The following is a 24840-nucleotide window of genomic DNA, read 5'->3' as shown; positions in this document are numbered from 1 at the left end:
TGAGCGGGCCAACCCAACTGAAGCTGACAACTTGAGCGCATGAAAGCCGTAGTCATGAGTGTGCCCGGCGGGCCAGAGGTTCTGCAGCTCCGAGAAGTACCTGAGCCCCAAATTCGCGGCGAGCGGGAGCTGCGCATCCGTCTGAGGGCAGCCGGCGTCAACCCCATCGACACCAAACTGCGGCAACGGGGCACCTTCTATCCAGAGGAGATGCCCGCCATTTTGGGGTGTGACGGTGCCGGCGTTGTGGAAGCCGTGGGATCCGGAGTTAGGCACTTTACAGTGGGAGACGAGGTGTACTTCTGCCACGGGGGTCTGGGCAGGCAGGCGGGGAATTACGCCGAGCTGATCGTGGTGGACGAGCGTTTTGTGGCTCCCAAGCCCAGAACTCTGAGCTTTGCGGAGGCTGCTGCTGCCCCGCTGGTGCTGATCACCGCCTGGGAAGCGCTTTACGACCGGGGGCGTCTCCAGGCCGGCCAAAGTGTGCTCATCCACGGGGGAGCGGGTGGAGTTGGCCATGTGGCCATTCAACTGGCCCGTCTACGGGGATCCAAAGTGGCCACCACCGTGAGCACCCCGGAAAAGGCAGAGTTTGTCCATTCCCTAGGCGCCGGCTTGCCCATCTTCTACCGGCAGACAGACTTTGTGCGCGCCGTTTTGGACTGGACAGGGGGAGAGGGGGTGGATCTTGCCCTAGATACCTTGGGCGGCAAGCTATTGGAGCAGACCTTCCCCGCAGTGCGCGTGTACGGAGATATCGTCACCCTGCTGGCCCCGGCCCCAGAGATCGACTGGCGGGTGGCTCGCGACCGCAACTTGCGGGTGGGATTTGAGCTGATGCTCACCCCGATGCTGAAAAGCCTGACCAACGCCCAACAAAATCAGGCGGAAATCCTCAGGCAATGTGCCCGCCTCATCGACCAAGGCCAACTGCGGATCCAGCTCAGCCACACCTTTCCTCTGGCCGAAGCGGCTGCCGCCCACCGGTTGCTGGAGCAGGGATCCGTTCTGGGCAAAATTGCCTTAACCATCCCCGAGTAGGCATGCTGGAGAAAGCCCGTTGAGGATCTGCCCATGGTTGCTCCTCTCACCCCCCACCTGCTGGAGAACGAGAGCTTCTACGAAAATGCCCTCTGCTGGCTGGGACGACCGCAAACGGCCTATCGGCTGTTGAGCGAAGCGGTTTTTCCTGCCATCTCCTCTTGGGTGCGGGGGGAGGTGGACAGCCGTTCTTTCAACCACTGGCAACTGGAAGATGTGCGCACCTTTCTGTATCCGGTGGTGGCTCTGGGGGATCAAGAAACCCTTGTTCTCTCCAGTGAAGCCCTGCTCCTCTGCGGCATCGGCAACTATTACAACCCCTGTGACTTGGCCATTGTGGTGTTTGTGCAGCAGCCCCAAGAGCTGTTCAGCCAACTGATGCAGCGCATTCGCCGGGCCGAAGCCACTATCAGCCGCGGGCCAGACGTGCGCATGCTCTCGGAACAGGTAAACCTGGCCAAGCGCGGACAAGACTACATCAACACCAAATATCTGGTCTGGCCCTACGCCCTTTCCAGCGCTGCTCAAGATACGCTAATTCAGCAGGGGATCAGCCTCATCCGTCTTTCCCCCCAAGAAGCCGCCTTGCCCTTTAAGGAATAGGTGGAGGACAATCTGCTCTGTCGGCGGAAGATAGGGATCCCCGTCCAAGCCCTTTTTCCATCTCTATCGTTTTTCATGGTCGATACCCACCTGCCCCCCTTGATCCAAGCGATGCTGGATCCCGCCTTCTACCCTCATCCGGTACAGGATCCCATTCGGCTTATTCAAACCCACATTTCCTATATTCTGCTGACAGGCGACTATGCCTATAAAGTGAAAAAGCCTTTGGACTTTGGCTTTTTGAACTTCACCACTCTGGAGAAGCGACGCCACTTTTGCCAAGAAGAGCTGCGCATGAACCAGCGCGGTGCTCCCGGCCTTTATCTGCAAGTGTTGCCCATTGTCCAGACCGATGGCCGATTTCAGTTCAACAGCAGCGGCGAGCCCATAGAATACGCTCTGCAAATGCGGCAATTTCCCCAAGAGCAACTGTTCAGCAACCTGTTTGAGCGGGGAGAGCTAACGCCGGCCTTGATGGAGGAGCTGGGGCGGGTGGTGGCGAGGTTTCACGCCCAAACCGAGACCAACGATTACATCCGCAGCTTTGGCCGGCCAGAACGGGTGCGAGAAGCCTTTGACGAGAATTACGCCCAAACCCAGCGCTACGTCGGCGGCCCACAAACGGCTCAGCAATATCGAGAAACCCAAGCCTACACCGATCGCTTTTTTGCTGAGCGGCAGGAGCTGTTTCAACAAAGAATAGAACAAAACCGCATTCGTGAATGCCACGGAGACCTGCACCTAGGCAACATCTGTTTTTGGGAAGGGAAGATCCTGCTTTTTGATTGCATCGAGTTTAATGAAGCCTTCCGCTTTGTGGATGTCATGTACGACATATCCTATGGGGTGATGGATTTGGATGCCCGCCATCGCCCCGATCTGGGAAACGCCTATTTGAACACCTACCTGGAAGAAACCGGAGATTGGGAAGGGTTGAAGATCTTGCCTATTTACCTCAATCGGCAGGCCTACGTGCGGGCCAAGGTCACCTCTTTTTTGCTGGAGGATCCCACTGCAGCAGAGGAAGCCAAGGCCACAGCCTTTAGCACCGCCGCCCGCTATTACCGTCTTGCCTGGGAATACACCCTCCCCAAGCGGGGGCAGTTGTTCCTGATGTCGGGATTGTCGGGATCCGGCAAAAGCACGGTAGCCCGCCACTTGGCCCGTCAGCGGGGAGCCATTCACATTCGCTCCGATGCGGTGCGCAAGCATTTGGCCGGGATCCCTCTGCGGCAACGGGGGGGGCCGGAGGTTTATACCCCGGAGATGACCGATAAAACCTACCGCCGCTTGGTGCAGTTGGGAGTAGAGCTGGCCCAGGAAGGCTACACCGTGATTCTGGACGCCAAGTTTGACCGGCAAGCCCTGCGGGGGATGGCCATTGATCAGGCCCAACGCCAAGGGATCCCACTGCGCATCCTCCACTGCTACGCCCCTGAACCTGTTTTGCGGGAGCGCCTGCAACGCCGCAGCCCAGCTCCTCAACCCCTCTTGGCCCCAGCCGGCTGCATCGATGGAGATCAGCAGCACTCTGCCGACATTGCTGATGCCACCGCCGAGATGCTCTCCCAACAGCAGGCCCACTGGCAGGATTTTTCCGATTCGGAACGGCCTTTTTTAAAGGTTTTGGATACCAGCCAAGATTGGCCATCTCAACTTCAGCAGGTCTAGATCTCGACTCAAACTGCACAAAGTCGAGAGAATTAACATCAGCAAGATGGATTTTGCCGTTTCTGGGTTAGAGAATGGCAGCAGCTTTTTTGGGCAGGGATCCCTTTCCAAAGTAGAGGTCAAAATTGGGTCTAAAGCCCTGCCCTATCGCTACGCAGTTCGCCCTGGCGGGCTGTAGGCTGGGGAGCAGGGGGGCTTTCCAGGCCTACCCTTTTCCCATCCCACTCAACCAGAACCAACCCCGTGCAGGAGGATCCAACAGTGAGCGATGTAACTCCAGATGACCTTCGCCTGATGCTCCTGTTCGAGGGCTTTCCTCCTGAGAGGCTAGAGCCGCTGGCCGGGCAAATGTCGTTGCGCTCCCACCCAGTCAATCAGGCCATCTTGTTACAAAATGACTGGGGTAACGCCGTTTATTTCATCCTGGAAGGGTGGGTCAAGATTCGCACCCATGATCTCGAAGGCCGGGAGATCACCCTCACCATTCTTGGTCCAGGGGAAATCTTCGGGGAAATGGCTGCTTTGGACGAAGCGCCTCGTTCTACCGACGTTGTAGCCCTAACAGCCACCAAAGTCAGTTGTCTGTCGGCCCAACACTTCCTGGCTTTTTTGGCTTCTGATCCTCAGGCCGGCATCCGCCTTGCTCAGCTCATGTCGCGCCGCTTACGGCAGATCAACCGTCGTCTGCAGTTGCGCGAGGCCAGTAGTACGGCCCGTGTTGCCGATATCCTGCTGTTTTTGGCCGAATCCCGTGGCCGGGTTAGCCGAAGTGGCGTAGAGATCCCCAACTTGCCCCATCGGGAGCTGAGCAGCCTAAGTGGCCTAGCCCGGGAAACGGTCACTCGCGTCCTGTCCAAGCTGGAGCAAGAGGAGCTGATCCGCCGGGATCGCAACCGAGATGTTCTCTGCATCCCCCAGATGGAGGCTTTGGAGAAATTGATTGGCTAAATTGGGGGCGCCACCAGTTGTCAAAACCCCCCTCGACATCGTAAGATAGTAGGTCTAGAGCCGGGATAGCTCAGTTGGTAGAGCAGAGGACTGAAAATCCTCGTGTCACCAGTTCAAGTCTGGTTCCTGGCATCTGGTATGAGTATGCTGAGGCGGGCTTGGGTCAACGACCTAAGCCTTTTTGCTATGTCGGTCTGGGGAGTTCTGCTCTTCTCTCTTCACGTGTATGCACATATAGCCACACAGCTTCGGGACTGAAGAAAATTGTTGTAGGAATCCTCACCTCAAGCATAGGCAAGTTATAATCCCGGCAGCCTCTGTGGAGATTGCTCTCTTATGTCTGTAAAGCTCCTGCCTCAGTGTGAGAACTTGAAAGAGCAGGTTGAAGCTATCCTGCAACTCTGGCATCAGGATTCCACTTTTTCAGGCAAGCAAGATACCACTCGGATTCAAGCTTCCCTCAGCAAAGCTATTTCTCCAACCTTCGAGATTGTCTTTGCCGGTGCTTTCAGTGCTGGCAAGTCTATGCTAATCAATGCCCTCTTAGAAAGAGAGCTTCTCTACAGCGCCGAAGGGCACGCCACAGGGACAGAGTGCTACATCGCCTACGCAGAGCCAAATGCGGAGAGGGTAGTGCTCACTTTTCTTAGCGAGCAGGAAGTGCAAGAACAGATGACCGCCTTCTGCGCTTTCCTAAACTTGGCTCCGTCACTCAGCAGGCTGGAAGACACTGCACTGAATCCCCTGAAGGAGCGTGCTGAGGCTATTATTCAGCAGGAGGGAGGTAAAAGCAAGTCAGAGCGGGCAAAGCAGGCGGATGCCCTCCGCTTGTTGATTACAGGTTTCCAGCAGAACCGGGACAAAATTCACCCTACCGAGAACAAAGTCTTCTCGATGGAGCAGCTCAACTTCGGCAACCTAAGGGAAGCTGCGGGTTTTGCCCGGCGCGGTGCCAATAGCGCAGTTTTGCGAAAAGTCGAATACTACTGCCATCACCCCTTACTGGAAGATGGAAACGTTATTGTCGATACTCCTGGGATCGATGCTCCAGTCAAAGCGGATGCAGAGCGTACTTATCGAAAAATTGCCGATCCGGATACGTCCGCAGTTGTTTGCGTTCTCAAGTGTGCTGCAACGGGTGAGCTGACCAAGGAAGAGACAGAACTTATTGAACACATTCAAGGTAATGACAGCATCAGGGATCGCGTCTTCTATGTGTTTAACCGGATTGATGAGACTTGGTACAACGCACAACTAAAGCATAGACTAGAAAACATTATCGACCAGCAGTTTCGTCAACTCCGCGTATTTAAGACAAGCGGCCTTCTCGGCTTCTATGGTTCCCAGATCAAGGCAACTACCCCCGAGGATCGATTTGGACTGGATACAATCTTTTCAGAAAGCATCAAAGAATTGGGTGGTGAGGAAGAAACGCCCCAGTTTGTCAGCGAGTTTAATAAGTACTGCACGTCAGGTAGGTTGGTTGGATCCCCGTTCCGCCCTTCTGTACATGGGTACGACACACCCATAAATAACTACGTTCGGATTCTGAGGGAGTGGGGAAAACCTTTGATTGAGTATATGATTAAAGATAGCGGTATTGAAGACTTTCGGGCTGGGATCACTCGTTATTTAACGGAAGAAAAGCGGCCACAGCTATTTTCCGCGCTGGCCGATGATTTGCAACCTCTCTGCATCGAGATGAGGAAGTCCTATCTAGATCTCTACCGAGACATTGATAGCCAGCCCAAAGAGATTGACAGCATGATTTCCTATGAGCTGACGCTGATCAATCAGCAGCTAGCCAGTATTGGCCGAGAGTTTGACGAGCATATCCAGACAGTAGTCAATAAAGTTATTAACGGAGAAAACAAAGAATTTGAGAACGATTTCCGTAAATTGCAGGCTAGGATGGTACGGAGGCTAGATGAGCTTTTGGATACTTTTTCGTTGGACAATGTTTACAGTCAAGCCGTTCGCATCCGTCCTCGCAACTCCACAGCTCCATTCTTAGCTGTATTGGTCGAAGCCTTTTATTATTTGTCCAACCATCTAGAGGACATCCTGGTAGAATCAGCCAGCACGCTTGTAGAGAACTTCTTTCGTCGCCTTGTTGATGAAGTTCGCAGCTCGAGCTACTACAGGCAGTTGTTTCGCCTACTGGGATCCGATGGGGACTTAGAGAAAAAGCTTCTTTTGGTTAAGGAGGTAACCTTGAGTTCTCTTGTCAATGGTGCCCGAAAAGAGTGCGACCGCTACCTCAGAGAAAGTCCCCGCTTCTACGACGAAGGAACATTCTCGATCTACCAGTTTCGAGAAGTCCTAAAGCAAACCAGCCAATCTTATGACATCTCTGCTATTCGCGACGCAGAGCCTGGAATCCGACAATTACTTAAGCTTGACTTCGAGCCGAAAATTAACCAGACAGTGCGTTCTAGCTTCCGACAAGAGACCAACAATACTCTAAAAACTCAGCTATTGCCGGTTGCCAAGCAAGTAGCCGATGAGATTTTGCAAAAGTACCCAGAAGCAAAGCAGTTCATGGAAGCAACTCTCAGAAAAGAGGCTGAAGAGAAAATTGCGCTTAACCAACAGCGGCTGAAAGAACTGGAGGCAAGCATAGACAAGTACAACCAAGCTGTTTCTGGGATCAACCTCTGCTTGCAAGCTTTGGGCCTCAATCGCGAGATGCTGCCCTTGATTACTCGTCCTGAACCTTCCTCTGTTGGTGAGTCAGTTCAGATTTTGGCAAGTCTTCCTGAACAGCAAGTAGGTGACAGCAATGCAAGCGAAGCAGTCGCTCTTGGTCGTTCTACACCCATAGACGAGAGTTTTCCAGAGTTGGATAGCATTCTCGATGATTTGAGATAGAGCGGCTTGTCTTTGTTTTTGGCCTTTCACTTGATCCAGATAAAGTCATGGGATCCAAATCGATACCTCTACAGCAGCACCCAGAAGGGATCCTCTCTGTAAGGGAGAAAACTTTCAAGGTTGCCAACTTGGTCAAAGCAGCCCAAGAGGACTTGACCAAGAAAGAAGAGCTGCATCGCTTGTTCATTGCGGCCTTGAGATCCTCAGGGATCCTGCCGCCGGAAGACTTGCTCAACATTGCCAGTAGCCTTCTTGCTCCCAAGCCAGAAGAAAAATTGTTGCAAGAAGCGAAGTGGTTTGGGCAGGGACTTGCTTGTCAGCTCTTGGTGCCAGGCAAGAAGGATTGGGAAAAAGGCAGAGTCAGATTGCGGATCATTGTAGAGTTTGAGCCAGAGGATACAGGCTCAGAGAGCAGCAGTGGATCCCCTCTGGATGACCTTCGCGAAAGTGAGAGCTAGCCTAAGCCAGAGAGACATAGAGGGGGTTGGGCAAGTGTCAAGTAATGATCAATCTCAGGAGTGCTTTGTTGAGCTAGATATTTTCCAAAATACTGTCATTGATATAGGAGGACGCCTAATCTACTCGCAAGAGTTTGCTCAGGTGTACTCAGAGATTGTTTATGAGAGTATCAGATCCTACTTATCCAGCAAACTTAGCGAAAAGGGAGTCTCGATTCTATGGAGCAACTTGAACGGAATAACTAACGTGAAAGGAATTCCTGCTAAACTCTTACGTCCTGGCTCACCGTGGATTGCTGGTAGAGTTAGGATGAGACTAGTGGTTGAGTTTGAGCCAGAAGAAACGGGATCAGGGAGCAGTAGATCGCCTTTGGATGACATTCGGGGAGATGTCAGTCAGTAAAGTCTGTTAGCAATAGGAGACAATGCCGTGGTCGATCCGATAGTTTTTAGGTCAGATGATAGGGAAACTGTCGTTGGAATTGGTGATCAAGTCTACCTTCCAAGTAGATTGCATAGTGCAATTATTAATTACCTTCTTTCAGATACTTTCCGGACAAACGGTTACCTTAAATCAAGAAAGGTTTATGCGGACATTAGAATGCTCGTGGATGGAATAAAATCTAGAGTCTTACAGCCCAGAAAGTCGTGGATCTCTGGCAAGATATCAGTCAAAGTTTATCTCGAGTTTGTTCCTGATGACCCATATAGAGATTCTGGAGATAGCGCTCCCAGAAAACTAGAGGATTCTATACTGGATGATTTACGGGCTGTTCAAGTTGTCTCTATGTCTTGAGGTCGATAAGATGACAAAAACATCCATTAATCTTAGCCAACTGCGAGACGGAGTTATCACTTTTATCAACGAGAACAATAAGCAGGAAGTCTACATGATTTCCAAGCTTTGCGATTCTATCAATTCTTATTTCCTGAGGTTTGACCAAATGGGAAGAGGACTAGACAGTTACTTGAGTTCGCGTGAGATACAGATAGAAACAGGTATTCCCTATGAAGATCAGGTTCATTTTTTCGATAAAGGAGTTCCATGCTTGATTCTTTCTCCTAAAACTAACGGTTGGCAGACCGGTAGAGTAAAAGTAAGAGTAGAAGTTACGATTGACTTTTATCCTGACAATCCTGAATTTCTGATAAAAGAACCCGACCAAGAGATATTAGAACCTCTAGATGAAAAGTCTCCACTGGACGATCTTCGCAGTATGGATGAATAACGATGAAAGAAAGAAAATCCGGCGAAAGGATTCTAATTCCAGCAGCCGTGCGGGAGTATGTTTTCCAAAGAGACGGCTTCCGTTGTCGCGGTTGCGGAAAGTCGCCCCCAGAGGTTCAGCTTCAGATCGATCACATCATCCCCATTGCCCAAGGGGGCAGCAACGACATCAGCAATCTGCAAACGTTGTGCAAAACCTGTAACCGACGCAAAAAGGATCGACGGGATCCCCGCTTTCGCCGTCACTTTGACTGGTAAGTTCTTAATCCTTTGCCCATTTTCTCTCTACAAAGCAGGAGAGCTTTCTGCCGCAAAAATAATGCTAGACAATAGGCGGGAAACTCAAAAACGGCATTCGGGTCAGGACTCCCGGCGCTGAGCCGACTTCAACTTCCAGCCCCTCGGCAGGATCGAATTTGGTGCGCACGTATCCCAATCCCAGGTACCCTTGGGAAGTTAGGCCTGCACTGGTCAGCAGCCCAATCTTTTCCCCCTGCCGCAAAATCTCTGTGCCAGGATGAGCTTCTCCTTGGAGGCGGATCCCCCACAAAGTTTGCCGAATGCGCTGGTAGGTTACCTGCTTGGCCAAGACTTCCTGGCCAACGTAGCAACCTTTGTCAAGGGAAACAGCTCGCCACAGGCCGGCTTCTAGGGGGTTGTAGTCTGAGGTCAGCTCTCGGTCGGCGGCGGGGCGACCCGCTTCTAGGCGGAGGACTTCCCACAGCTCAGGTGGGGCCAGCTTGGCTCCGGCTTGGAGCAAGCATTCTTCAAGAGCGACTTTCTGGTCAATGGTGCCCCAGAGGGTAAACCCCGGCTGGGCAAGACCCGTGCCACAAGCCAGATGGACAGGGATCCCCTGGATCTCCACGGCGCAGTGCTCATTGAGCCTGGTCGGAATCTCTTCTGAGCTCACCACTTGCTCCAGGAGAGCCTGACTCTGGGGGCCGAGCAACCCAAAACCAAAGGTCTGGTCCGTCTCATCTTTCAACTGTGCTCCCCGCACCAAAGGCAGCATACGCCCCAAACTCTGCATCAGCAGGCTGCGCCGCTGGGGCGAAGTCCAGATCCAGCAGTCTTCTTCTCCCGCGTACACTGTGGCCAGATCCAGGATGCCGGCGGTGGGGGTCACGAAAACCGTGTCGGCCCCCTGCCCTGGCTGGAGGGCCTTCAGATTTTGGGTGCTTCGGTTGTGCAGATAGTCCAAGCCTGGGGATCCCTTCATGCGCAAACGGCCCCACCCGGAGCGATCCAGAAGCAGGGATCCCGTGGAAACAGCAGCTAGAAGAGACATCGCTCACCCCAGAGATGGGCTTTGGTTTTCTTCTCTACCCTAGAATAGGCTAGTTCACCCTACCGTCTGTGGCAGACCCCCGGCGTACTGAACTGTGATTGAGGTTGAAGTCCACCAACAGTTGCGGCAGCTTTTGCGGCAGTCTCCCGAAGCCCTGTGGCCCCACCAGTTGACGATGGCTCGCATGGTGGCGCGAGGGTTGCGGTTGGGTCGCAGCACCTTGATCCAGGTGCCTGCTGGGGGTCAGCACCGCCTCAGTTATCTGCTGCCGGCCCTGATGTGGCCCAACCCCACCTTGCTCTGCGCTACAGCTCCTGTGCAGGCGCAAATTTTGGGGGAAGAGATCCCCTGGCTACAGCACACCCTGCAGTTGCATAAGCCTGTCCTGCAAAAAGACCGTTGGCCGGATCCCGATTTCCAGGGGTTGCTGTTGGTGGATCCCCTGGATTGGCTGCAAGCTCGCTTGAGAAAGGGATCCTCGCAAGTGCCGACAGGGATCCCTTTGATCCTCGACGGAGCCGAAGACCTAGAAGATTGGGCCTACCAGGCGCTAACGGTGACCCTGGAAGCCAGCCATTGGCAACAGCTCCGGCAAATCTTCCCTGCCGAGGCGGAGCAGCTCTCCCAGGTTCAGGTCAATTTGTCCCTGCAGCTTTTGCGGCGGCCTCTTTCCCGCTGTCTGCTTCATGCGGATGAACAGGTTCACCTGGATGCTGTGCTGTCTTTGGTGACAGGCTACCCCGGCTGGCTGCCGGATCCCTGGGATCAAATCCGCCGGCAGCTCAGCTCTGAGGGGGATCCCGTCTCCAAATGGATTTGGTGGGCCGAAACCGACCGAGAAACCGGTCGCCTCACCCTTCACCACAGCCCGGCGGCTCTGCAGGATTGGTTGGCCCCCATTTGGGCCACACAGCCGGTGGTGATTATTGGGGAAGCGCTGGATCTGGATCGCCAGGCGGAAACCTATCGGCGACGGTTGGGCTTGCCGGATCTGACGCCGCTGCGGTTTGCCTCAGGCGAGGGTTGGCCACGTTCTGGCGGGGCGGAGCTTTCCCTTTACTTGCCGCGCCTCCCCCTGCCCAACAGCCCTCTATTTCAGGATCACCTGCTGCAAGAGCTGAAAAAGCTGATCCCTCAAGCGCAGGGCTTTGTGGTGGTGTTGGTGTCGGATCAGCCTCTGCAGGCACAGGTGGGGGCGGCTTTGGCTGCCGAATTCGGCTCACGGGTGCGGGTAAACAGCCCGTTCCCCGGCGAAAAGGGCATTTTGGTCTGCGACTGGCCCTACTGGCTGCACCACAAGGCCGGCTTGCCTCGCCCGGAACTGATGGTGATCACCACTTTGCCCTTCCCTTCTGTGGAAGACCCAAGGGTGGCCGGACGGGTGCAATATCTGCAACGCACCCAGCAGGACTGGTTTCGTCAGTACCTTTTGCCGGTGGCTGCTGCCCAGTTGCAACGGGCCGTCGCGCCTCTGCGGCAAGGCTCTGATTCGGGAGAAGACCCCAGCTCCCCCACTCGATGGGTGGCTATTTTGGATAGCCGCATTATCGTCCGCAGCTACGGCGTCTCTCTTCTCAATGCCTTGGGGCCAACTTTGCGGGTCGAGCAGCGCAGCCAATTGTTCGTTTAGGGATCCCTGGGCCTCTTGCGCCAGTTGGTTGATGGTGATGGATTGGTTTTGCCTGAGCGACTGAGAGAAGGCTTGCTCAGCATAGAGGGGAGATTTGTATCCTAGAGAGCCAAAGTCAACTGGGATCCAAGCTATTCTGAGGGTGAATCACTCCTACTCACCTTCTTCTCATGATCAGTCCTGCTCTCAGCTCCGATACAGCACTGCGCACGCAAGCAGTTTGGAAGCCATTGCGGCAGGCCATTGTGGAAAGCTCGGGTTTTCGGGGATGGCTCCAGGGCCGGGAGTTGCCCACTCAGGAAGCAGAGCTGGATCAACTGGTGCATAGCTACCTCGAGCAAACCTTGTCTCACCTGGCCTATTAGGATCCCCAGAGTCCCAGCCAGAGGGGCAAGGTCAGCAAGGCGGCCAAGTACCCCACGGCCAAGGCAGTTACGGTAATTTCCCGATCCAAGTCGTATTCTTCCGTGAGCACCAGGGTGGCGATGGCGGGGGGCATACCGCTCTGCAGGACCAGCACCAGCTTGGCCAGAGGCGGGTAGGGGGTGAAGGCAAGGCCGATTCCCACCAAGAGCGGCACAATCACAATTTTGATCAAGAGGGCCACTCCGGCGGCAAGAAAGGATCCCCAGCGCTTCACCTGGGCCAATCGCATCCCCAGGATCATCAAGCTGAGCGGGATCATGCTCCAAGCAAAAGCCGCCAACCCTTGAGAGAGCCAACCCGGCAGAGGTTCGCGCGTCAGCAGCAGGCCCATCGCAAACGACCAGAGGGCAGGGGTGCGCAGAATGTGGAGGCCCACCTGCCAAGGTTGGGCATGGGAACTGCCGTGGCGGCTGGCCACCCACACGCCAAACCCGTAGGCCATGAAGAGAGTGCCCAGCAGATCGTAGAACAGGGCCCAGCCAAAGTAAGCCCTTCCGGCCACAGCCAAGCAGATGGGGTAGCCCAAATACCCGGTGTTCCCCAGGGTGGCGGTCAGGTGAAAGCTGCCCTGCTGTGCGCTGCTCCAACAGTTGGGGACATCCCCCACACCACGGTGCTGCCACCACAGCCAGGCGCTGGTCAAGGCAAACCCCAGCCCCACCGACAGCCAACAGATCAGAGGGGCGACCCAGATTTGGCCCGACAGATCCACCCCCTGCATAAACCCGACAATGCTGAGGGGCACTCCCACCCAAAACATGAATCGCCCCAAGGCGTGGGGATCCAGCCAACGCTTCCAGCCGCCGGGCAGCCCCTTCTGGAGAGCAAACCCCAGCAGCGTCCAGCCCAGCAAGGGAGGATAAACCTGAAAAAGGGTGTTGAGCACGCTCAAAGGGAAGAGGGAAGGGATCCCTAGGCAGGGATCCGCCGAGGTTCTTCACGCAGGGCGAAGATGCGTTGAATCACCTCTTCAACAACGCGGTCTGGGGTAGAGGCACCGGAGGTAATGCCGATTTGCACCGGCCCATCGGGTAGCCACCCTTCGGTAACTGTCGGGTCTTGGTGAAGGGGCTTGTGGCGGATGCGGTTGTTGGGTTGGATGCAGTCAGGACCATCGATATGGAAGGAGGGCAGGCCTTTGGCCAGGGCAATTTCCTGCAAGTGGGTGGTATTCGAGGAATTAAACCCCCCGATCACCACCACGACATCCAAAGGCTGCTCGAGCAGCTCGAACATGGCGTCCTGCCGCTCTTGGGTGGCATTGCAGATGGTGTTGAAGCTCATGAAGTGGTTGTCTAACTCCTGGGGGCCATATTTGCGCAGCATGGTGGTCTCAAACAGCTTGGCAATGGCGCGGGTCTCCCCTTCCAGCATCGTGGTTTGGTTGGCGATGCCGATCCGCTCTAGATCGCGATCCGGATCAAAACCGGGGGAAGTGGCCTTGCCAAAGCGCCGCCGAAATTCTGCCGCATCTCCGCCTTGCAAAATGTAGCGAGCGACCCATTCTGCTTCTTCCAGGTTCAGCACCACCAGATATTTTTCGGCAAAGGAGCTGGTGGCTACGGTTTCCTCGTGGTTGTACTTGCCGTGGATCACAGAGGTGAATTGAGCCGCGCGGTGCTTGTCCACTTGGTTCCACACGCGGGAAACCCAGGGGCAGGTGGTATCGACGATCTCATTGCCCTGCGACCGGAAAAACGCCATTTCCGAGGCACTCGCCCCAAAAGCAGGCCAGATCACCACATCTTGAGGCCGGATCTGAGAAAAGTCCTTCTTGCCGTCCGGGCCTTTCTCCACAAAGCGGATCCCCATCTCCTTCAGGTGCTGGTTTACCAAAGGGTTGTGGATGATCTCGTTGGTGATCCACAGTTGCCGATCCGGAAAGCGTCGCCGCGCTTCATAGGCATATTCCACCGCCCGTTCCACGCCCCAGCAAAAGCCAAAGGCCCTGGCCAGGTGAATGGTAATGTCGCCCCGCTGATAGCGGTAGGACTGGGCACGGATTTGCTCCACAAGGGGGCTTTTGTAGGTGGTTTGCAGCTCCAGTTGAGCCTGATCCTTGTGTTCTTCAAATCCCTTGGCAAAGTAGGTGCTGGATCCGCGCAGGGCTTTGCGCAGGGCCCGTGGGTCTTGGGGAGAGGGATCCGGGGAAGTGGGTTGGGAATGAGGCATGGTTACGGTTGGAGATACGCACTGATCAAGCAGACGGCGAAGGGATCCTTTCTCAGCTTACGCCCAGTCTCAGTCGGCGAGCTATTTCGGCACGCTTTCCTCAGGGCCACCGACAAAATCGTCCAGCAAGTCAACGGCGGGAGCGAAGCTGTTGAGCCAAAGCCAGAAAGCAGAGGGATCCCTTTGGCAATTGTGCGTTATTGGGGCGGTTGATCCTGCATTTCCAGTTGGCGCACCCGTTCCTGTAATTGGCGGGCGGTGGCAGAAAAGCTGCGCCCAGGCCAGAGGAGAGAGCCCAGCCCCACCGTCAACAGGCCCAAGCCGACGGCCGCGGCAATGAGAAATCCCAAAGGCAGCTCCACCGAGCGCCACATTAAGAAATGTACGGTCAGGGTGGTGGGGTTTTGCCCGGCCAGGACTGCCACTCCCAAAGCCAGCAGCAGTGTCAAGACCAAGTTGAACAGCAGTAACATCAGGGATCCCGTCGCAACAGTTCCATTCTGCCTTGTCTGCTGGGGGGTGGCTCAAGCCAGCACACTCCCGTCAGGTAGGATGGCCCCCCTGAGGTCAGCGCCGGTCAGCACTGCTCCGCCGATTTTTGCCCCGCTCAGATCGGATCCCTGCAGTTGTGCACGGGTTAGCTTGGCTTCCCAAAGGTAGGCACCGTGCAAGTTGGCTTCCCGCAAGTCGGCAAAGCTGAGATCCGCGCCGATCAAGTTGGCTTCCCAAAGATTGGCCCCGCGGAGGTTGGCCCCCATCAAGTTGGCCGAGCTGAGATCGGCGCCGCGCAAATCGGCTTCCTGCAGGTTAATGCCACTCAGCTTGCCAAAGGAGAGGTTGGCCCCTCTCAGATTCACCCCTTGCAAGTTGGAGCGCACCAAGTCCACCCCCACCAGGTTGGATTCTTGAAAGTTGCGCTCGCCAGAGGCATATTCTGTCAGCAGCTCGTCAGCAGTTGTCACTCGGGGCATGGCCGGATACTGCCATCCGTGCGTTAAGCTTAACAATTTCTGGCTGCTCAACGGGGTACTGATGACCGCTCCGAAAGACCTACGAAACGCTAACAAACACTTCCAGAGTGTTCAGTGCCTGTCGCGTCTCTGCTTTCTTCCTGCTTCCACGACTCGTGACTGGTAGTAAGCTTCAGGCTTACCACCCCGCTAGAGGAATCTCCACAGGCGTCTCTTTCCCCAGAGCTTGGGGTAGTTGAGCGCTTTAAGTAGCACTCAAAATACCACCGCACCAGGTTCAGCGCTGCATTGCGGTCGCGGTCTATCCCCAGACCACAACACGGGCAGCGAAATACCCGCTCGCTGAGTGGCATCTTCTGTTTGTGGCCACACCGTGAACACAGTTGGCTGGACGGATAAAACTTATCCGCCACCACCACCTGACAGCCGTAGAGCCGGGCCTTGTACTCTAGCTGTCGCCGTTCGCGATAGCGGGACGGAGTCCTTATGTCTGCCACCCGCTTGTGAGCTTTGCCGGTTGTGTTGATCTTTCATTTGAGCCAAAAGAGAGCACTGACGAGATAGAGAAAACTCAAGAAGTTCCTGGCCAATTTGTCAAAACGAGAAAATAGATGCCGGTACTGCTTTAACTTATGAAAAAAGCATTCGATTAAATGCCTCTCTTGATACAGATGCTTGTCATAATGCCGCTGCGTCTTTCTATTCCTTTTAGGCGGAATAACCGCTTGAGCTTCCCCTATCTTCTCAATCAACTTATCCGCATCATATCCTTTATCCTCAATTACTTTGGTATCCTTTCTCTGCCAGCCCTCTATCAATTCTTCCCCTTGAGTAATATCGCTCTTTTCTCCGCCAGTTATTCTCAATTCCAGCGGATTTCCCAACCCATCTACACTCACATGAATCTTGGTGCTGTATCCGCCTCGGCTTCTCCCCAAAGCTTGCTCCCCTTTTTTCCGGCAGCACAGGAGTGCGCTCGAACCATGGTTGAATCAATAATGAGATGCTCTAAATCAGGGTCGTCAATAAAATACTTGAACATCCGTTCCCACACTCCAAAACGACTCCACCGGTGGAATCTTTGATAGATGGTGTACCATTTGCCATATCCTTCTGGGAGGTAGCGCCAAGGAGCACCGGAACGGGCTATCCAAAGAACTGCTTCAATGAACTGTTTGCAGTTTGCTTCTTTCCCAATGTTAACTCTCTCTTCTGTCTGTAAAAAAGCCAATATCTTCTGCCATTTGTTTTCATCTAAAAAAACCAACTTCATCCTCTTTCCTCTATAAATTATTCTCTCTATCCTAACATAAGATCAACACGACCCCCAACTGCACCACCGCCTTCTTGCGGTTGGCAGAGCCTTTCTGCTTACGGCTCAGCCGCCGTTGCAGCCTGACCAAACGCCGCTGGGCCTTGCGGTAGGGCTTGGGATTGGGAAACACTTCCCCGCCGGAGCAGGTGGCCAGGTGATGGATACCCAAATCCACTCCCACCACCTCTCCGGTCTTCTCCACCTGGGGTGTTGGAGCTTCGTACTTGAAGGAGATGTACCAATGTCCGGCTGATACATTTACGCTGAACACTGCTGAACATCACTGTTCAACTATGCAGCGATAGCATTCTGTTTGTTTCCAACCAGAATGGCGGTATCCCGCAAAGCTTTGAGTAGAATACCCAAAGCGCAGTTTCCGTGTCGTCTTACTACCAATTTTCTGCTTTGCTTTGGCTACCATGTTGGCAGACTCGAAAGTAAACAGAAAGATCAACTGGTAGTAATCCGTACTGAACATATTATACATTATTTTCAGTATAGTTGAGCTTATTATTGACTAGAGTCATGCTCTCAAGCTAACAACCACGTTCTTGGGTGTGGTCACCGGGAGCAGCTCTGCACAGCGCAGCCAACCGAAGATAGGTACCTTGATGCGGTTGCCAGAAGTGCGAATACTCCCTTCCAGGTAAAAGCTGTCTCGCACTCCCTTGCGTTTGAAGCGGGGAAACTTCCCCAACCCACCCCGCCAGCGCTTAAGGGCTTGCTCCAGGTTGCGTAATGCATGCTGAGGGGCGCATTTGGAGACCTGGTAGTACCAGCGATGTTCTTTCTTCACCTCGGCCACTAGGCGCTTGTGCAGGTCAATGGCGGTGGGAAGTTTTTGCTGGTTCTCCAGGGCTTGCCGACAGACTTCTAAGCCCCAGTTATAGGCGTGGCGGGCTACCCCAGCGTGTTGGGCGGCTAGAGTTGTTTGCTTGCGGTTAAGAATGAGTTGCGTCCGAAAACCCAGTAACATGCCCGCCACACCGCAAAGCGTCCATGAGTTCCGTGAAGCTTTCGGCTTGGCGCTCACAAGCCCCCTTTAGCTTTAGGTAACTCGTGTTGACTACTGTAGGCTTTTCGGCCTGCTGTTGTCAGCCTCTGGTTTTGTCTGCTGGTTTTGCTGGGGTTGGGGGGGTGGGGACGGCCAGCAGGGATCCCCTGCCACGGGTTGGATGTGCAACTCCAGGTAGCCGGTGGCCGGATCCGGTTGACGGGAGAAGCGATACTCCGGGCTGTCGGCGAGGACAATTTCGGCGGTGGTGTAGATGAGGCAGCCGGGGCGCAGGTGTCCCCCCCAGGTTTGGCCTCGGGCATCGGCAACGGTGAGATGGAGATGGACTCCGTCAGGGCACAGGGATCCACTCAGGGCCAGGATCTCCAGGCGTTCCGACAACAGGTGATCCCCCGTTTGGTCGGCCAGGCGCAGGGTGGCTTGGCTGAGGCTGCCGACAGCGCTGAGGACAAACCCCGCTTGCAAGGGCTGCTGCCGGGCCAATCGCTCTAGTTCCTGCTTGAGATCTTGGCCGGGGAAAAGGCGCAAGGGATAAATCTTGAGGGATCCCGGCGGCATGGGCTGGGGCTCCTGGGGGCGGGAAGAGCGGATCCCAAGTCGCCAACCGGGCTTGACCACCGGGCGGGAGCGAGCGATCACCAAGCAGTCATCCGGCAGGGGGTAGCGGGCAGGGATGGTGGAGCCGGCAGCAATGGTGACATCGGATCCCACCTGCAAAGGAGCCACCAGAACCGAGTTGGCGCCTGTTTTGCTGCGATCCCCAATTTCGGTAAAGTGCTTTTGCTGGCCGTCGTAGTTGGCGATGATGGTGCCCGCCCCGATGTTGACCTGGGATCCCAGCTTGGCATCGCCCAGGTAGGCCAAGTGGGCGGCGTTGCTGTGGGATCCGATCTGGGCATTTTTGGTTTCCACAAAGTTGCCGATGCGGCAGTGATCCCCGATCTGGCTGTGGGGGCGCACGTGGGCGTAGGGGCCTATCCAGACGTGGTTGCCGATGCGGCTGTGGCTGACCACCGAGTAGAGAATGTGACACCCAGATCCAATCTCGCTGGACTCGATCCAACTGCCCGGCCCCAGGCGGGTTCCCGGCCCAATGCGGCACACCCCTCGCAGATGGGTTTGGGGCTCGATCACCACATCGGGGGCCAATTCCACCGTTTCCTCGAGGCTGCTGCTGTCGGGATCCACAAAGGTGACCCCGGCTTCCATCCAGGCTTCTTTGAGGCGATCCTGCAAAATCTGGTACGCCTGGGCCAGTTGGCGGCGGTCGTTGACGCCCACAATTTCTTGCGGATCGGCAACATCCAGAGCGATGGCTTTGCCCACCCGCTTGACGGCATCTGTTAGGTAGTACTCCTGCTGTGCGTTGTTGCGATTGAGATGGGGCAAAACCTGAGCCAGAGCCGGCCAGTGAAAACAATACACCCCACTGTTGATGCGGCGATTTTGCCGTTGGGCTGGGGTGCAGTCTCGCTCTTCCACCAGTTCCAGCACTCGCTGTTGGGCATCGCAGAACACCCGTCCATAGCCATAGGGATCCGCCACCTGAGCCGAGAGCAAGGTTACCTCTGGGTTCACCTGGCGGTGGCGCTCCACCAGAGCTTGCAGGGTTTCTGCCCGCAGCAGGGGCACATCCCCGTTGATCACCAGCAGATCCCCCTGAAAACCGCCCAGGACGGGCAACAGCTGTTGAACGGCGTGTCCGGTGCCCAATTGCTGGGCCTGCTCCACAAATTCAACCGGGTACTCCCGCAGGGCTTGGCGCACCTGCTCTTGTTCATAACCCACGACCACCAGACAGCGGTGGGGCTTTAACGTCAGCACCGTGCGCAGCAGCCGCTCGATCAAAGACAGGGATCCCAGTTTGTGCAGCACCTTGGGCAACTGCGACCGCATCCGGGTACCTTTGCCCGCTGCCAAGATCGCTACCGATAGTTCCCGCTCTGCCATGTTCCTTCCCCGAACCGCCCCCATCAAGTATAGGCGGCGGGATGCTGCTCAAAAATCTTCTAAGGTTGGATCCAAGTTCCTGAGCCCTGTGCGGCCAAAACTGAGCTAGCTTAATGGCACATCTAGCTGGTGCAGTCTATGGCCGAGAGCAGGGATCCTGATACGCCCCCACAGGATCGTCGGCGGTTAATCCGAGAGGTGGCCGGTTGGCTGGCGATGCTGGGGGTGCTGATCCCAGGGTTGCAGCGCTTCTATATGGGGCACCAACGCTGGGGCTGGGGCTACTTGGTGGCGGGGCTGATGGTGTTCGTTCCTTCCATCCCGCTGCAGATCCTCAGCTACGGGGTACGCGCCCTTTGTTTGCTGGAAGGGCTGTGGATCCTGACCATGAGCAATGCCGATTTCGATTTTCGATTCAACCGAGAGTTGATCGAGCTGGAATGGACCAGTGTGGAAGGGCGAGAAGCCCGGGATCCCGAACAGCAGTTGGAAAGCCTGTTGAAACAGGGCTTGATCACCCGCGCTGAATATGAGGAGCGCCGCCGGCAAATCCGCAAGATTTCCTGACGCAAGCATCTGCCTGGATAGACAGCCCGATAGATGGATAATGGTTCTGGTGTTGATTTTCCCGGCAATAGTTCCCACCCAAGCTGGGCTCTTTTCTCTCCTCTGTCATTGTGCACCGCCCTTTTGCCTATCTTATGTTGCCAAATCCTCCTCTCGTAGCCATCCCCCTGTTCTCTATTGCGGCAGCCATGCTCTTGGTCTATCTGCCCATGGGGGTGGTGGGCTATGCCCGTGCCCGCGTCGGCTACGACCTGCATGCCCCTCGGGCTATGTTCGATAGGCTACCTCCCTACGGGCAACGGGCCACCTGGGCCCACGCCAACGGGTTTGAGACCTTTGGGATGTTTGCGGCAGCAGCGTTGATCGCCTACATCACCGGCCCTCACTCGGATCCCTGGTATTTTGGCCTCAGCGGAGACGAAGGGGTAGCCGTGCTGTGTGGGGTGTTTCTGCTGGCGCGGCTGCTCTACAACTTTTTCTACATTGCCGATATTCCCATTGGGCGATCCCTCTCCTTCTTGGCGGGATCCCTGGCCACGTTGGGCCTGTTGCTGATTAGCCTGCTGCCTTTTCTCGGCACCGGCCTGGCCTAATCTGGCGAGAGAAACTCCCCCGTCATTTGTTGAGCCTGCCGGTACCCTGGCCCAACCTGCGATACTGGAAAAGGACTTCGTCCTGCTGTCGCCAACGGCGTCCTCTGGGTGCCTCTCTTTTGTCCCACGGCCCACTACGCAACGGTCAGCCATGTACACTCTGGAACTGCTCCTGAAAGGGAACCCTGCCCCCATCGTTGTCCACCAAAAAGAGGAAGAAGCGGCCAACCGGGCCTACCAAAGCATCGTCAATGCTCTGCAGAGTGGATCCCCTCAGAGTTTGGAGCTGACCTGCGACCGCACCGGCAAAAAGGTGTTTCTGCTCACCGGTGAGTTGTGTGGCGTGCAAATGACTTCTAAGTCGGGCAGCGCCAGCCCCATGGGAACCCGTCCCGGTTTTTTGGCCCAGTTGCAAAGCTGAGGACAGCCCTTTTCTCTCTGCCGCTAAGGGATCCCCATGTCTGAGGTGGCCATTCGGGTGGAGAGCCTGACCTTTGCTTGGCCGGAGCGTCCGCCGGTTTTGCAGGCGTGCAGTTTTGTCATTCCCAAGGGCCAGTTGTGGATGCTCTTGGGGCCCAATGGCAGCGGTAAGTCCACCCTGTTGCAGTTGTTGTCCGGATCCCTGACCCATCCCCAGCCCCTTTCGGGCCGCCTGGAGATTCGCGGTCGGCTGGGCTATGTGTTTCAAAACCCGGATCACCAACTGTTCATGCCCACGGTGGGAGCCGATGTGGCCTTTGGCTTGGGAGCAGAGGCTCTGACCTTGGCGGAAATTCACCAGCGGGTGGAAACAGCCTTGGAGCAAGTCGGATTAAAGCACCTGATCCGTCGGCCCATCCACGGCCTCAGCGGCGGACAGAAGCAACGAGTGGCAGTGGCAGGGGCTTTGGCCCGGCGCAGCGAGGTGCTGCTTTTGGACGAGCCCACAGCCCTGTTGGATCCCGACAGCCAGGCAGATTTGCTGCGGTGCATCCGGCAACTGGTGGATCAAGAAGGCATCACCGCCCTCTGGGTAACCCATCGGCTGGCGGAACTGGAATGGGCAGATGGGGCGATTTTGCTCTCGGAAGGTCAAGTGCGTCAACAGGGATCCCCAGAGCAGGTGCGGCAACGGATTGAACAACTGTTTGGGGCCTGAGGGATCCCTGCGCATCCTGATCCCAAAGAGATCGCGAAAGCGCAGCTGCACCCCCCTGCCGTCACTGTTTAGAATGGGTAATGTATCCGGTTGATCAATTCGGTTGGCACAAGGTCATTATCCTGGACTCATTCCTCATCTGGATCGGCTGGTTTTTACCTGTTGATCCTCGGTTACACCGAATCCCTACAGGTTCTGCGTCAACCGGTTACATCAGCGGGCCACCGGCCCCATCTAGTCTAAAGGAGCTTGAGAACATGGGACTGTCTGAAGTGATCGCCAAAGAGCTGGAAAATGCTCGCAACGTCTGCTCTGAGTACGGCGAAGGGGATCCCCACTGCCGTGCGGCCTGGGATGCGGTTGAAGAAGTGCTGGCAGCTCGCAGCCACCAGCCGAGGACTCCCAGCAGCCTAGAGCAGCACTGCGCTGAAAACCCAGATGCTGTTGAATGCCGGGTCTACGATACCTGATTCTCGGGAACCCCACAGAGTGGATGCTCTCTGTCGATTCCGTAGCGATCGACAGGGTTTCCTACTGGGGATCTCCGACAAAATCCAGCGGCCTGCCGGATCCCTGCCGGTAGGCTTTGCTTTCTTGGACTGGAAGGCTTGACTGGGTGCGGTTTCAGGCGCGACGTACAGAGCGCTTTCTTTTTAGGGTCATTTTGATTCAAACCAGGACACTGCACCCGCACTTAAAACGTTAGATGCACAGGGCCAGAAGGCTTTTCCCAGTACCTCGGTCGCCTTGTCCCAACCTGAAACGACTATGAAATTGTGACCTGCATCATTGCCATCCATCAAAACCAGGACAGGGATTCATCAAACTTATGGCTTATGGGATCCCCAGTGCCGGTGGAGAGCGTTTTTCACGAAGAAAGCCTCTGAGCAGAATCAGCCCGCAGCCATTGCCTCACCCACAAGGCGAAAGCTATTCCCAGCAGCAGCAGTTGGGGGAGCAGCGTCTGCCAAGTGGGATATATGCCCAGCCAGCGCAGCTTTGGGATCCCGACCAGGGGGGTGATGGGCAGCCAGTCCGCCACCTGCAGAGCGTGCAGGCCACTGCCCAAAAACTTAAAGCCCAAGTAGAAAACCAGCAGACTTAGACCCCGGAAAAAAACTCCCAGCGGCAATTTCAGCCCCACCTGCAGCAGCAAGATCGCCAGTGCCACCAACACCAGGGATCCCAGGCCGATCCCCGCCCAAAAATCTTTTGCCGAGAGGGAAGGGGCCAACCCCACATAAAACAGCACCGTTTCCGCCCCCTCGCGAAACACCGCCACAAAGGCCAGAAAAGCCAAGGAAAAAACCTGACCCGTGGCCAGTGCCGCCTGCGCCTGTTCCCGCACAAAGGTTTGCCAAGAAGCCACTGCAGCCCGGCGGTGCAACCAAAGGCTGACCGAGAACAACAAACCTGCTGCCACCAGCCCGGTGATCCCTTCCAGCACCTCTTGTCGCGTGTGGGTGAGCATCTGCTGGAAAAACAGCTTCACCAGCAGACCGAGCATCACCGCTGCCAGCAAGCCCGCGGATCCCCCTATCCACACCCAGCGCTTCTGAGCCGATTGCCCGCTCTTGCTCATAAGGGCCAGCAGTGCCACCAGCACCAAGAGAGCTTCCAGGCCCTCCCGCAGCAGAATCGAAGCAGCATCCAGGAACGTGTAGTCCGACATAGGCTCACCCAGACAGGCGGCTCAGTTTTAGCTGGAGCCAAGAGGATTTCTAGGCGGTGGCTGGGATGAACTTGAGGGCAGCAGAATTGATGCAGTAGCGCAAGCCCGTGGGCGGGGGGCCATCCCGAAACACGTGCCCCAAATGCCCGCCGCAGTTGGAGCAGTGGACTTCTGTGCGGGGCACAAACAATTTCCAGTCCGTCTTGGTACCGATCACATGGGGAGCAATCGGCTCCCAAAAGCTGGGCCAACCGGTGCCACTGTCGTACTTGGCCGCCGAGGAAAACAGCTCCTGACCACAGCCGGCACAGACATAGATACCTGGGGCCTTGTTGTCGTAGTAAGCGTTGCGGAAGGGGGGCTCAGTGCCCTCTTGGCGCAGCACATAGTATTGCTCTTCGGTGAGCAGTTGCCGCCACTCGGCGTCGGTTTTGGTGAAGGGATAAGTCTGTTGGGCCATTGCTCTTTGCTCTCCTGCTAAGCTGAGGGGTGCTGTAATCAACCCGGCCACCGCCGAGGTCAACAGCTCGCGTCGTCGCATGATGAGGTTCATCTGTTGTCGCTGTGTAAGTGGCGGGGAGGCCATCCCTACTAGGGGGATCCATCCGCCTTTGTCCGCCACCTGTGGGTTGAGACCTGCAAGCAGGTTACCCGTATCTTAACCCTTCTTTACGCTCCCTTCTGCAAAACAGGGAGATAGCCAGTATTCTATGGGTTCCATTGGCAGCTTCTATCCCCAGCTTCAGTCGCCATCCCGTTACAATGAGCGCAGGTGGGCTGCTTGTCCAACCCTAGACGAGTCATGGAGTTTTTCCTATGCTGCTGGTCGGCTCAGGTGCAAAGTTTGTACAGCAACTGGAGCAAGCTGGAGCTTTGGCCATCTATGTAACCCCAGAGGGGGGATCCGAAGGGCACTACCTGCGGCGGCTGCGCGGAGCTGGGTATGAGGTGGTCACCCTCTCCAGTAAGGGAATCGGGGACCTGGCCAGCTATTTGACGCGCATTCATGGGGTACGGCCTGCCACGCTGGGCAAATCGGAGCGGCGCACCTATTTCTTTCCCGCGTTGATCGAGCAGTATCGGGCCACCTTGCCCCCAAAAGCTAAGGGGTTGGTGTTCTGGTTTTACGAAGGGCATGTGTTCAGCCAACAGGAACTCTCCTACCTGGTGAAGCTGAGTCGGGAAGACAAGGGAGTGAAGTTTGTGGTGGAACTGGGCCGAGAACGGTCAATTCGTTGGCAACCTCTGCAGAGCGCCTGAACCTCTCTTCGGGATCCTGG

The 24840-nt window shown here is 55.8% G+C and carries 31 protein-coding genes, 1 tRNA gene and 2 pseudogenes; 20 read left to right on the top strand and 14 right to left on the bottom strand.

What is annotated here, in order from left to right; translation table 11 throughout:
* The first annotated feature begins 39 nt into the window (after positions 1 to 39).
* The 12 genes from CYB_RS12650 to CYB_RS12605 all read left to right on the top strand — a co-directional run bounded on the left by CYB_RS12650 (position 40) and on the right by CYB_RS12605 (position 9078).
* A complete protein-coding gene (locus tag CYB_RS12650) occupies positions 40 to 1041 on the top strand; it encodes a zinc-dependent alcohol dehydrogenase family protein (protein WP_011434204.1) in 1002 nt (333 codons plus the stop codon).
* A 33-nt stretch (positions 1042 to 1074) separates the two neighbouring features.
* On the top strand, positions 1075 to 1644 hold the full coding sequence (locus tag CYB_RS12645; RefSeq protein ID WP_011434203.1) for a hypothetical protein: 570 nt from the start codon (positions 1075 to 1077) through the stop codon (positions 1642 to 1644).
* Between the two features lie 75 nt (positions 1645 to 1719).
* Positions 1720 to 3315: an AAA family ATPase gene (locus tag CYB_RS12640; RefSeq protein WP_041437636.1), complete on the top strand. Its 1596-nt coding sequence runs from the start codon at positions 1720 to 1722 to the stop codon at positions 3313 to 3315.
* Positions 3316 to 3361: 46 nt separating this feature from the next.
* Positions 3362 to 3493, top strand: a complete 132-nt coding sequence (locus CYB_RS15570) for a hypothetical protein (protein ID WP_011434201.1) — start codon at positions 3362 to 3364, stop codon at positions 3491 to 3493.
* Between the two features lie 116 nt (positions 3494 to 3609).
* A complete protein-coding gene (locus CYB_RS12635; protein ID WP_011434200.1) occupies positions 3610 to 4263 on the top strand; it encodes a Crp/Fnr family transcriptional regulator in 654 nt (217 codons plus the stop codon).
* Between the two features lie 59 nt (positions 4264 to 4322).
* Positions 4323 to 4395 (top strand) — tRNA-Phe (locus tag CYB_RS12630).
* A gap of 204 nt (positions 4396 to 4599) precedes the next feature.
* Positions 4600 to 7134: a dynamin-like GTPase family protein gene (locus tag CYB_RS12625; protein WP_011434199.1), complete on the top strand. Its 2535-nt coding sequence runs from the start codon at positions 4600 to 4602 to the stop codon at positions 7132 to 7134.
* A 47-nt stretch (positions 7135 to 7181) separates the two neighbouring features.
* Positions 7182 to 7592, top strand: coding sequence for a KGK domain-containing protein (locus CYB_RS12620; RefSeq protein WP_011430011.1), 411 nt, complete (start codon positions 7182 to 7184; stop codon positions 7590 to 7592).
* Positions 7567 to 7995, top strand: a complete 429-nt coding sequence (locus tag CYB_RS15750) for a KGK domain-containing protein (RefSeq protein WP_041436828.1) — start codon at positions 7567 to 7569, stop codon at positions 7993 to 7995. The genes CYB_RS12620 and CYB_RS15750 overlap by 26 nt, the downstream gene beginning before the upstream one ends.
* Positions 7996 to 8022: 27 nt before the next feature.
* Complete coding sequence (locus CYB_RS15745; RefSeq protein WP_071818176.1) at positions 8023 to 8388, top strand: KGK domain-containing protein; 366 nt, start codon at positions 8023 to 8025, stop codon at positions 8386 to 8388.
* A 10-nt stretch (positions 8389 to 8398) separates the two neighbouring features.
* Positions 8399 to 8821, top strand: a complete 423-nt coding sequence (locus CYB_RS14150; RefSeq protein WP_083757681.1) for a KGK domain-containing protein — start codon at positions 8399 to 8401, stop codon at positions 8819 to 8821.
* 2 nt (positions 8822 to 8823) lie between these two features.
* Positions 8824 to 9078 (top strand): HNH endonuclease, encoded by a 255-nt coding sequence (locus CYB_RS12605; protein ID WP_011430012.1) that lies wholly within the window; start codon positions 8824 to 8826, stop codon positions 9076 to 9078.
* Positions 9079 to 9142: 64 nt separating this feature from the next.
* Here CYB_RS12605 and CYB_RS12600 read toward each other — a convergent pair whose 3' ends face one another.
* Entirely contained in the window at positions 9143 to 10111 is a 969-nt protein-coding gene (locus tag CYB_RS12600; protein WP_011434198.1) for a YgfZ/GcvT domain-containing protein, read from the bottom strand.
* Positions 10112 to 10205: 94 nt separating this feature from the next.
* On the opposite strand from CYB_RS12600, the gene CYB_RS12595 reads away from it, so the two are divergent.
* Both CYB_RS12595 and CYB_RS12590 read left to right on the top strand, forming a co-directional pair.
* Positions 10206 to 11741 carry a hypothetical protein gene (locus tag CYB_RS12595; protein WP_011434197.1) on the top strand — a complete coding sequence of 512 codons (1536 nt, stop codon included), beginning with the start codon at positions 10206 to 10208 and terminating at the stop codon, positions 11739 to 11741.
* Between the two features lie 170 nt (positions 11742 to 11911).
* Positions 11912 to 12106 carry a hypothetical protein gene (locus CYB_RS12590; protein WP_011434196.1) on the top strand — a complete coding sequence of 65 codons (195 nt, stop codon included), beginning with the start codon at positions 11912 to 11914 and terminating at the stop codon, positions 12104 to 12106.
* On the opposite strand, the gene CYB_RS12585 is transcribed toward CYB_RS12590, so the two are convergent.
* The 11 genes and pseudogenes from CYB_RS12585 to glmU form a co-directional block, all read right to left on the bottom strand.
* Entirely contained in the window at positions 12103 to 13053 is a 951-nt protein-coding gene (locus CYB_RS12585) for an AEC family transporter (protein WP_011434195.1), read from the bottom strand. The two genes, CYB_RS12590 and CYB_RS12585, sit on opposite strands and share 4 nt — an antisense overlap.
* Before the next feature lie 26 nt (positions 13054 to 13079).
* Positions 13080 to 14339: a 4-hydroxy-3-methylbut-2-enyl diphosphate reductase gene (locus CYB_RS12580; RefSeq protein ID WP_011434194.1), complete on the bottom strand. Its 1260-nt coding sequence runs from the start codon at positions 14337 to 14339 to the stop codon at positions 13080 to 13082.
* Positions 14340 to 14536: 197 nt separating this feature from the next.
* Complete coding sequence (locus CYB_RS12575; RefSeq protein WP_011434193.1) at positions 14537 to 14812, bottom strand: lipopolysaccharide assembly protein LapA domain-containing protein; 276 nt, start codon at positions 14810 to 14812, stop codon at positions 14537 to 14539.
* 51 nt (positions 14813 to 14863) lie between these two features.
* Complete coding sequence (locus CYB_RS12570) at positions 14864 to 15310, bottom strand: pentapeptide repeat-containing protein (protein WP_041436825.1); 447 nt, start codon at positions 15308 to 15310, stop codon at positions 14864 to 14866.
* A gap of 89 nt (positions 15311 to 15399) precedes the next feature.
* Positions 15400 to 15807, bottom strand: a complete 408-nt coding sequence (locus tag CYB_RS14430; protein WP_071818175.1) for a zinc ribbon domain-containing protein — start codon at positions 15805 to 15807, stop codon at positions 15400 to 15402.
* A gap of 33 nt (positions 15808 to 15840) precedes the next feature.
* Positions 15841 to 16583 (bottom strand): IS5-like element ISSoc13 family transposase gene (locus tag CYB_RS14585; protein WP_148202773.1). Its coding sequence is split into 2 segments (ribosomal slippage): positions 15841 to 16265 and positions 16265 to 16583, totalling 744 coding nucleotides; the frame shifts between segments, so codons are not numbered across the junction.
* A 31-nt stretch (positions 16584 to 16614) separates the two neighbouring features.
* Positions 16615 to 16896, bottom strand: coding sequence for a transposase (locus CYB_RS12550; protein WP_083757664.1), 282 nt, complete (start codon positions 16894 to 16896; stop codon positions 16615 to 16617).
* Positions 16897 to 16916: 20 nt separating this feature from the next.
* Positions 16917 to 17100 (bottom strand): annotated as a pseudogene (locus CYB_RS15740) (hypothetical protein); the annotation flags it as partial.
* 48 nt (positions 17101 to 17148) lie between these two features.
* Positions 17149 to 17601: an RNA-guided endonuclease InsQ/TnpB family protein gene (locus tag CYB_RS12545; protein ID WP_041437627.1), complete on the bottom strand. Its 453-nt coding sequence runs from the start codon at positions 17599 to 17601 to the stop codon at positions 17149 to 17151.
* Between the two features lie 90 nt (positions 17602 to 17691).
* The gene (locus CYB_RS15450) at positions 17692 to 18198 is read right to left on the bottom strand and encodes a PPC domain-containing DNA-binding protein (protein WP_238376989.1); all 507 of its coding nucleotides are present in this window, start codon (positions 18196 to 18198) and stop codon (positions 17692 to 17694) included.
* A 42-nt stretch (positions 18199 to 18240) separates the two neighbouring features.
* A pseudogene (glmU, locus tag CYB_RS12540) lies at positions 18241 to 19590 on the bottom strand (bifunctional UDP-N-acetylglucosamine diphosphorylase/glucosamine-1-phosphate N-acetyltransferase GlmU); the annotation flags it as partial.
* A gap of 138 nt (positions 19591 to 19728) precedes the next feature.
* Here glmU and CYB_RS12535 point away from each other — a divergent pair.
* From CYB_RS12535 to CYB_RS12515, 5 genes are all read left to right on the top strand, one after another.
* The gene (locus CYB_RS12535) at positions 19729 to 20157 is read left to right on the top strand and encodes an SHOCT domain-containing protein (protein ID WP_041436820.1); all 429 of its coding nucleotides are present in this window, start codon (positions 19729 to 19731) and stop codon (positions 20155 to 20157) included.
* A gap of 134 nt (positions 20158 to 20291) precedes the next feature.
* On the top strand, positions 20292 to 20750 hold the full coding sequence (locus tag CYB_RS12530) for an MAPEG family protein (RefSeq protein ID WP_011434188.1): 459 nt from the start codon (positions 20292 to 20294) through the stop codon (positions 20748 to 20750).
* Positions 20751 to 20901: 151 nt separating this feature from the next.
* Positions 20902 to 21171: a hypothetical protein gene (locus tag CYB_RS12525; protein ID WP_011434187.1), complete on the top strand. Its 270-nt coding sequence runs from the start codon at positions 20902 to 20904 to the stop codon at positions 21169 to 21171.
* A 36-nt stretch (positions 21172 to 21207) separates the two neighbouring features.
* Positions 21208 to 21888: an energy-coupling factor ABC transporter ATP-binding protein gene (locus CYB_RS12520; RefSeq protein WP_011434186.1), complete on the top strand. Its 681-nt coding sequence runs from the start codon at positions 21208 to 21210 to the stop codon at positions 21886 to 21888.
* 257 nt (positions 21889 to 22145) lie between these two features.
* Positions 22146 to 22358 (top strand): CP12 domain-containing protein, encoded by a 213-nt coding sequence (locus tag CYB_RS12515; protein WP_011434185.1) that lies wholly within the window; start codon positions 22146 to 22148, stop codon positions 22356 to 22358.
* A 398-nt stretch (positions 22359 to 22756) separates the two neighbouring features.
* Here CYB_RS12515 and CYB_RS12510 read toward each other — a convergent pair whose 3' ends face one another.
* Together CYB_RS12510 and msrB are read right to left on the bottom strand one after the other, a co-directional pair.
* Positions 22757 to 23560, bottom strand: coding sequence for an FTR1 family iron permease (locus tag CYB_RS12510; protein WP_011434184.1), 804 nt, complete (start codon positions 23558 to 23560; stop codon positions 22757 to 22759).
* 49 nt (positions 23561 to 23609) lie between these two features.
* The gene (gene msrB / locus CYB_RS12505; protein ID WP_041437625.1) at positions 23610 to 24101 is read right to left on the bottom strand and encodes a peptide-methionine (R)-S-oxide reductase MsrB; all 492 of its coding nucleotides are present in this window, start codon (positions 24099 to 24101) and stop codon (positions 23610 to 23612) included.
* 275 nt (positions 24102 to 24376) lie between these two features.
* On the opposite strand from msrB, the gene CYB_RS12500 reads away from it, so the two are divergent.
* Positions 24377 to 24820, top strand: coding sequence for an NAD(P)H-quinone oxidoreductase subunit N (locus CYB_RS12500; RefSeq protein ID WP_011434182.1), 444 nt, complete (start codon positions 24377 to 24379; stop codon positions 24818 to 24820).
* The last annotated feature ends 20 nt before the right edge of the window (positions 24821 to 24840 follow it).

Origin of the sequence: Synechococcus sp. JA-2-3B'a(2-13), from assembly GCF_000013225.1 — a bacterium.
Classification (GTDB): domain Bacteria; phylum Cyanobacteriota; class Cyanobacteriia; order Thermostichales; family Thermostichaceae; genus Thermostichus.
The sequence above is the reverse complement of the archived record's forward strand: the minus strand, read 5'-3'. Positions and strand labels throughout refer to the sequence as shown.

What these genes read in the sequence shown, in the direction of transcription:
- CYB_RS12530 (WP_011434188.1), top strand. Translation starts at nt 20,292, where the DNA reads ATGTTGCCAAATCCTCCTCTCGTAGCCATCCCCCTGTTCTCTATTGCG.
- CYB_RS12645 (WP_011434203.1), top strand. Translation starts at nt 1,075, where the DNA reads ATGGTTGCTCCTCTCACCCCCCACCTGCTGGAGAACGAGAGCTTCTAC.
- CYB_RS12605 (WP_011430012.1), top strand. Translation starts at nt 8,824, where the DNA reads ATGAAAGAAAGAAAATCCGGCGAAAGGATTCTAATTCCAGCAGCCGTG.
- CYB_RS12635 (WP_011434200.1), top strand. Translation starts at nt 3,610, where the DNA reads ATGCTCCTGTTCGAGGGCTTTCCTCCTGAGAGGCTAGAGCCGCTGGCC.
- CYB_RS14150 (WP_083757681.1), top strand. Translation starts at nt 8,399, where the DNA reads ATGACAAAAACATCCATTAATCTTAGCCAACTGCGAGACGGAGTTATC.
- CYB_RS12510 (WP_011434184.1), bottom strand. Translation starts at nt 23,560, where the DNA reads ATGTCGGACTACACGTTCCTGGATGCTGCTTCGATTCTGCTGCGGGAG.
- CYB_RS12650 (WP_011434204.1), top strand. Translation starts at nt 40, where the DNA reads ATGAAAGCCGTAGTCATGAGTGTGCCCGGCGGGCCAGAGGTTCTGCAG.
- CYB_RS12545 (WP_041437627.1), bottom strand. Translation starts at nt 17,601, where the DNA reads ATGTTACTGGGTTTTCGGACGCAACTCATTCTTAACCGCAAGCAAACA.
- CYB_RS12575 (WP_011434193.1), bottom strand. Translation starts at nt 14,812, where the DNA reads ATGTTACTGCTGTTCAACTTGGTCTTGACACTGCTGCTGGCTTTGGGA.
- CYB_RS15570 (WP_011434201.1), top strand. Translation starts at nt 3,362, where the DNA reads ATGGATTTTGCCGTTTCTGGGTTAGAGAATGGCAGCAGCTTTTTTGGG.
- CYB_RS15750 (WP_041436828.1), top strand. Translation starts at nt 7,567, where the DNA reads ATGACCTTCGCGAAAGTGAGAGCTAGCCTAAGCCAGAGAGACATAGAG.
- CYB_RS12625 (WP_011434199.1), top strand. Translation starts at nt 4,600, where the DNA reads ATGTCTGTAAAGCTCCTGCCTCAGTGTGAGAACTTGAAAGAGCAGGTT.
- CYB_RS12525 (WP_011434187.1), top strand. Translation starts at nt 20,902, where the DNA reads ATGTACACTCTGGAACTGCTCCTGAAAGGGAACCCTGCCCCCATCGTT.
- CYB_RS12590 (WP_011434196.1), top strand. Translation starts at nt 11,912, where the DNA reads ATGATCAGTCCTGCTCTCAGCTCCGATACAGCACTGCGCACGCAAGCA.
- CYB_RS15450 (WP_238376989.1), bottom strand. Translation starts at nt 18,198, where the DNA reads ATGCCGCCGGGATCCCTCAAGATTTATCCCTTGCGCCTTTTCCCCGGC.
- CYB_RS12515 (WP_011434185.1), top strand. Translation starts at nt 22,146, where the DNA reads ATGGGACTGTCTGAAGTGATCGCCAAAGAGCTGGAAAATGCTCGCAAC.
- CYB_RS12620 (WP_011430011.1), top strand. Translation starts at nt 7,182, where the DNA reads ATGGGATCCAAATCGATACCTCTACAGCAGCACCCAGAAGGGATCCTC.
- msrB (WP_041437625.1), bottom strand. Translation starts at nt 24,101, where the DNA reads ATGCGACGACGCGAGCTGTTGACCTCGGCGGTGGCCGGGTTGATTACA.
- CYB_RS12640 (WP_041437636.1), top strand. Translation starts at nt 1,720, where the DNA reads ATGGTCGATACCCACCTGCCCCCCTTGATCCAAGCGATGCTGGATCCC.
- CYB_RS12520 (WP_011434186.1), top strand. Translation starts at nt 21,208, where the DNA reads ATGTCTGAGGTGGCCATTCGGGTGGAGAGCCTGACCTTTGCTTGGCCG.
- CYB_RS12500 (WP_011434182.1), top strand. Translation starts at nt 24,377, where the DNA reads ATGCTGCTGGTCGGCTCAGGTGCAAAGTTTGTACAGCAACTGGAGCAA.
- CYB_RS12580 (WP_011434194.1), bottom strand. Translation starts at nt 14,339, where the DNA reads ATGCCTCATTCCCAACCCACTTCCCCGGATCCCTCTCCCCAAGACCCA.
- CYB_RS12535 (WP_041436820.1), top strand. Translation starts at nt 19,729, where the DNA reads ATGGCCGAGAGCAGGGATCCTGATACGCCCCCACAGGATCGTCGGCGG.
- CYB_RS12570 (WP_041436825.1), bottom strand. Translation starts at nt 15,310, where the DNA reads ATGCCCCGAGTGACAACTGCTGACGAGCTGCTGACAGAATATGCCTCT.
- CYB_RS12600 (WP_011434198.1), bottom strand. Translation starts at nt 10,111, where the DNA reads ATGTCTCTTCTAGCTGCTGTTTCCACGGGATCCCTGCTTCTGGATCGC.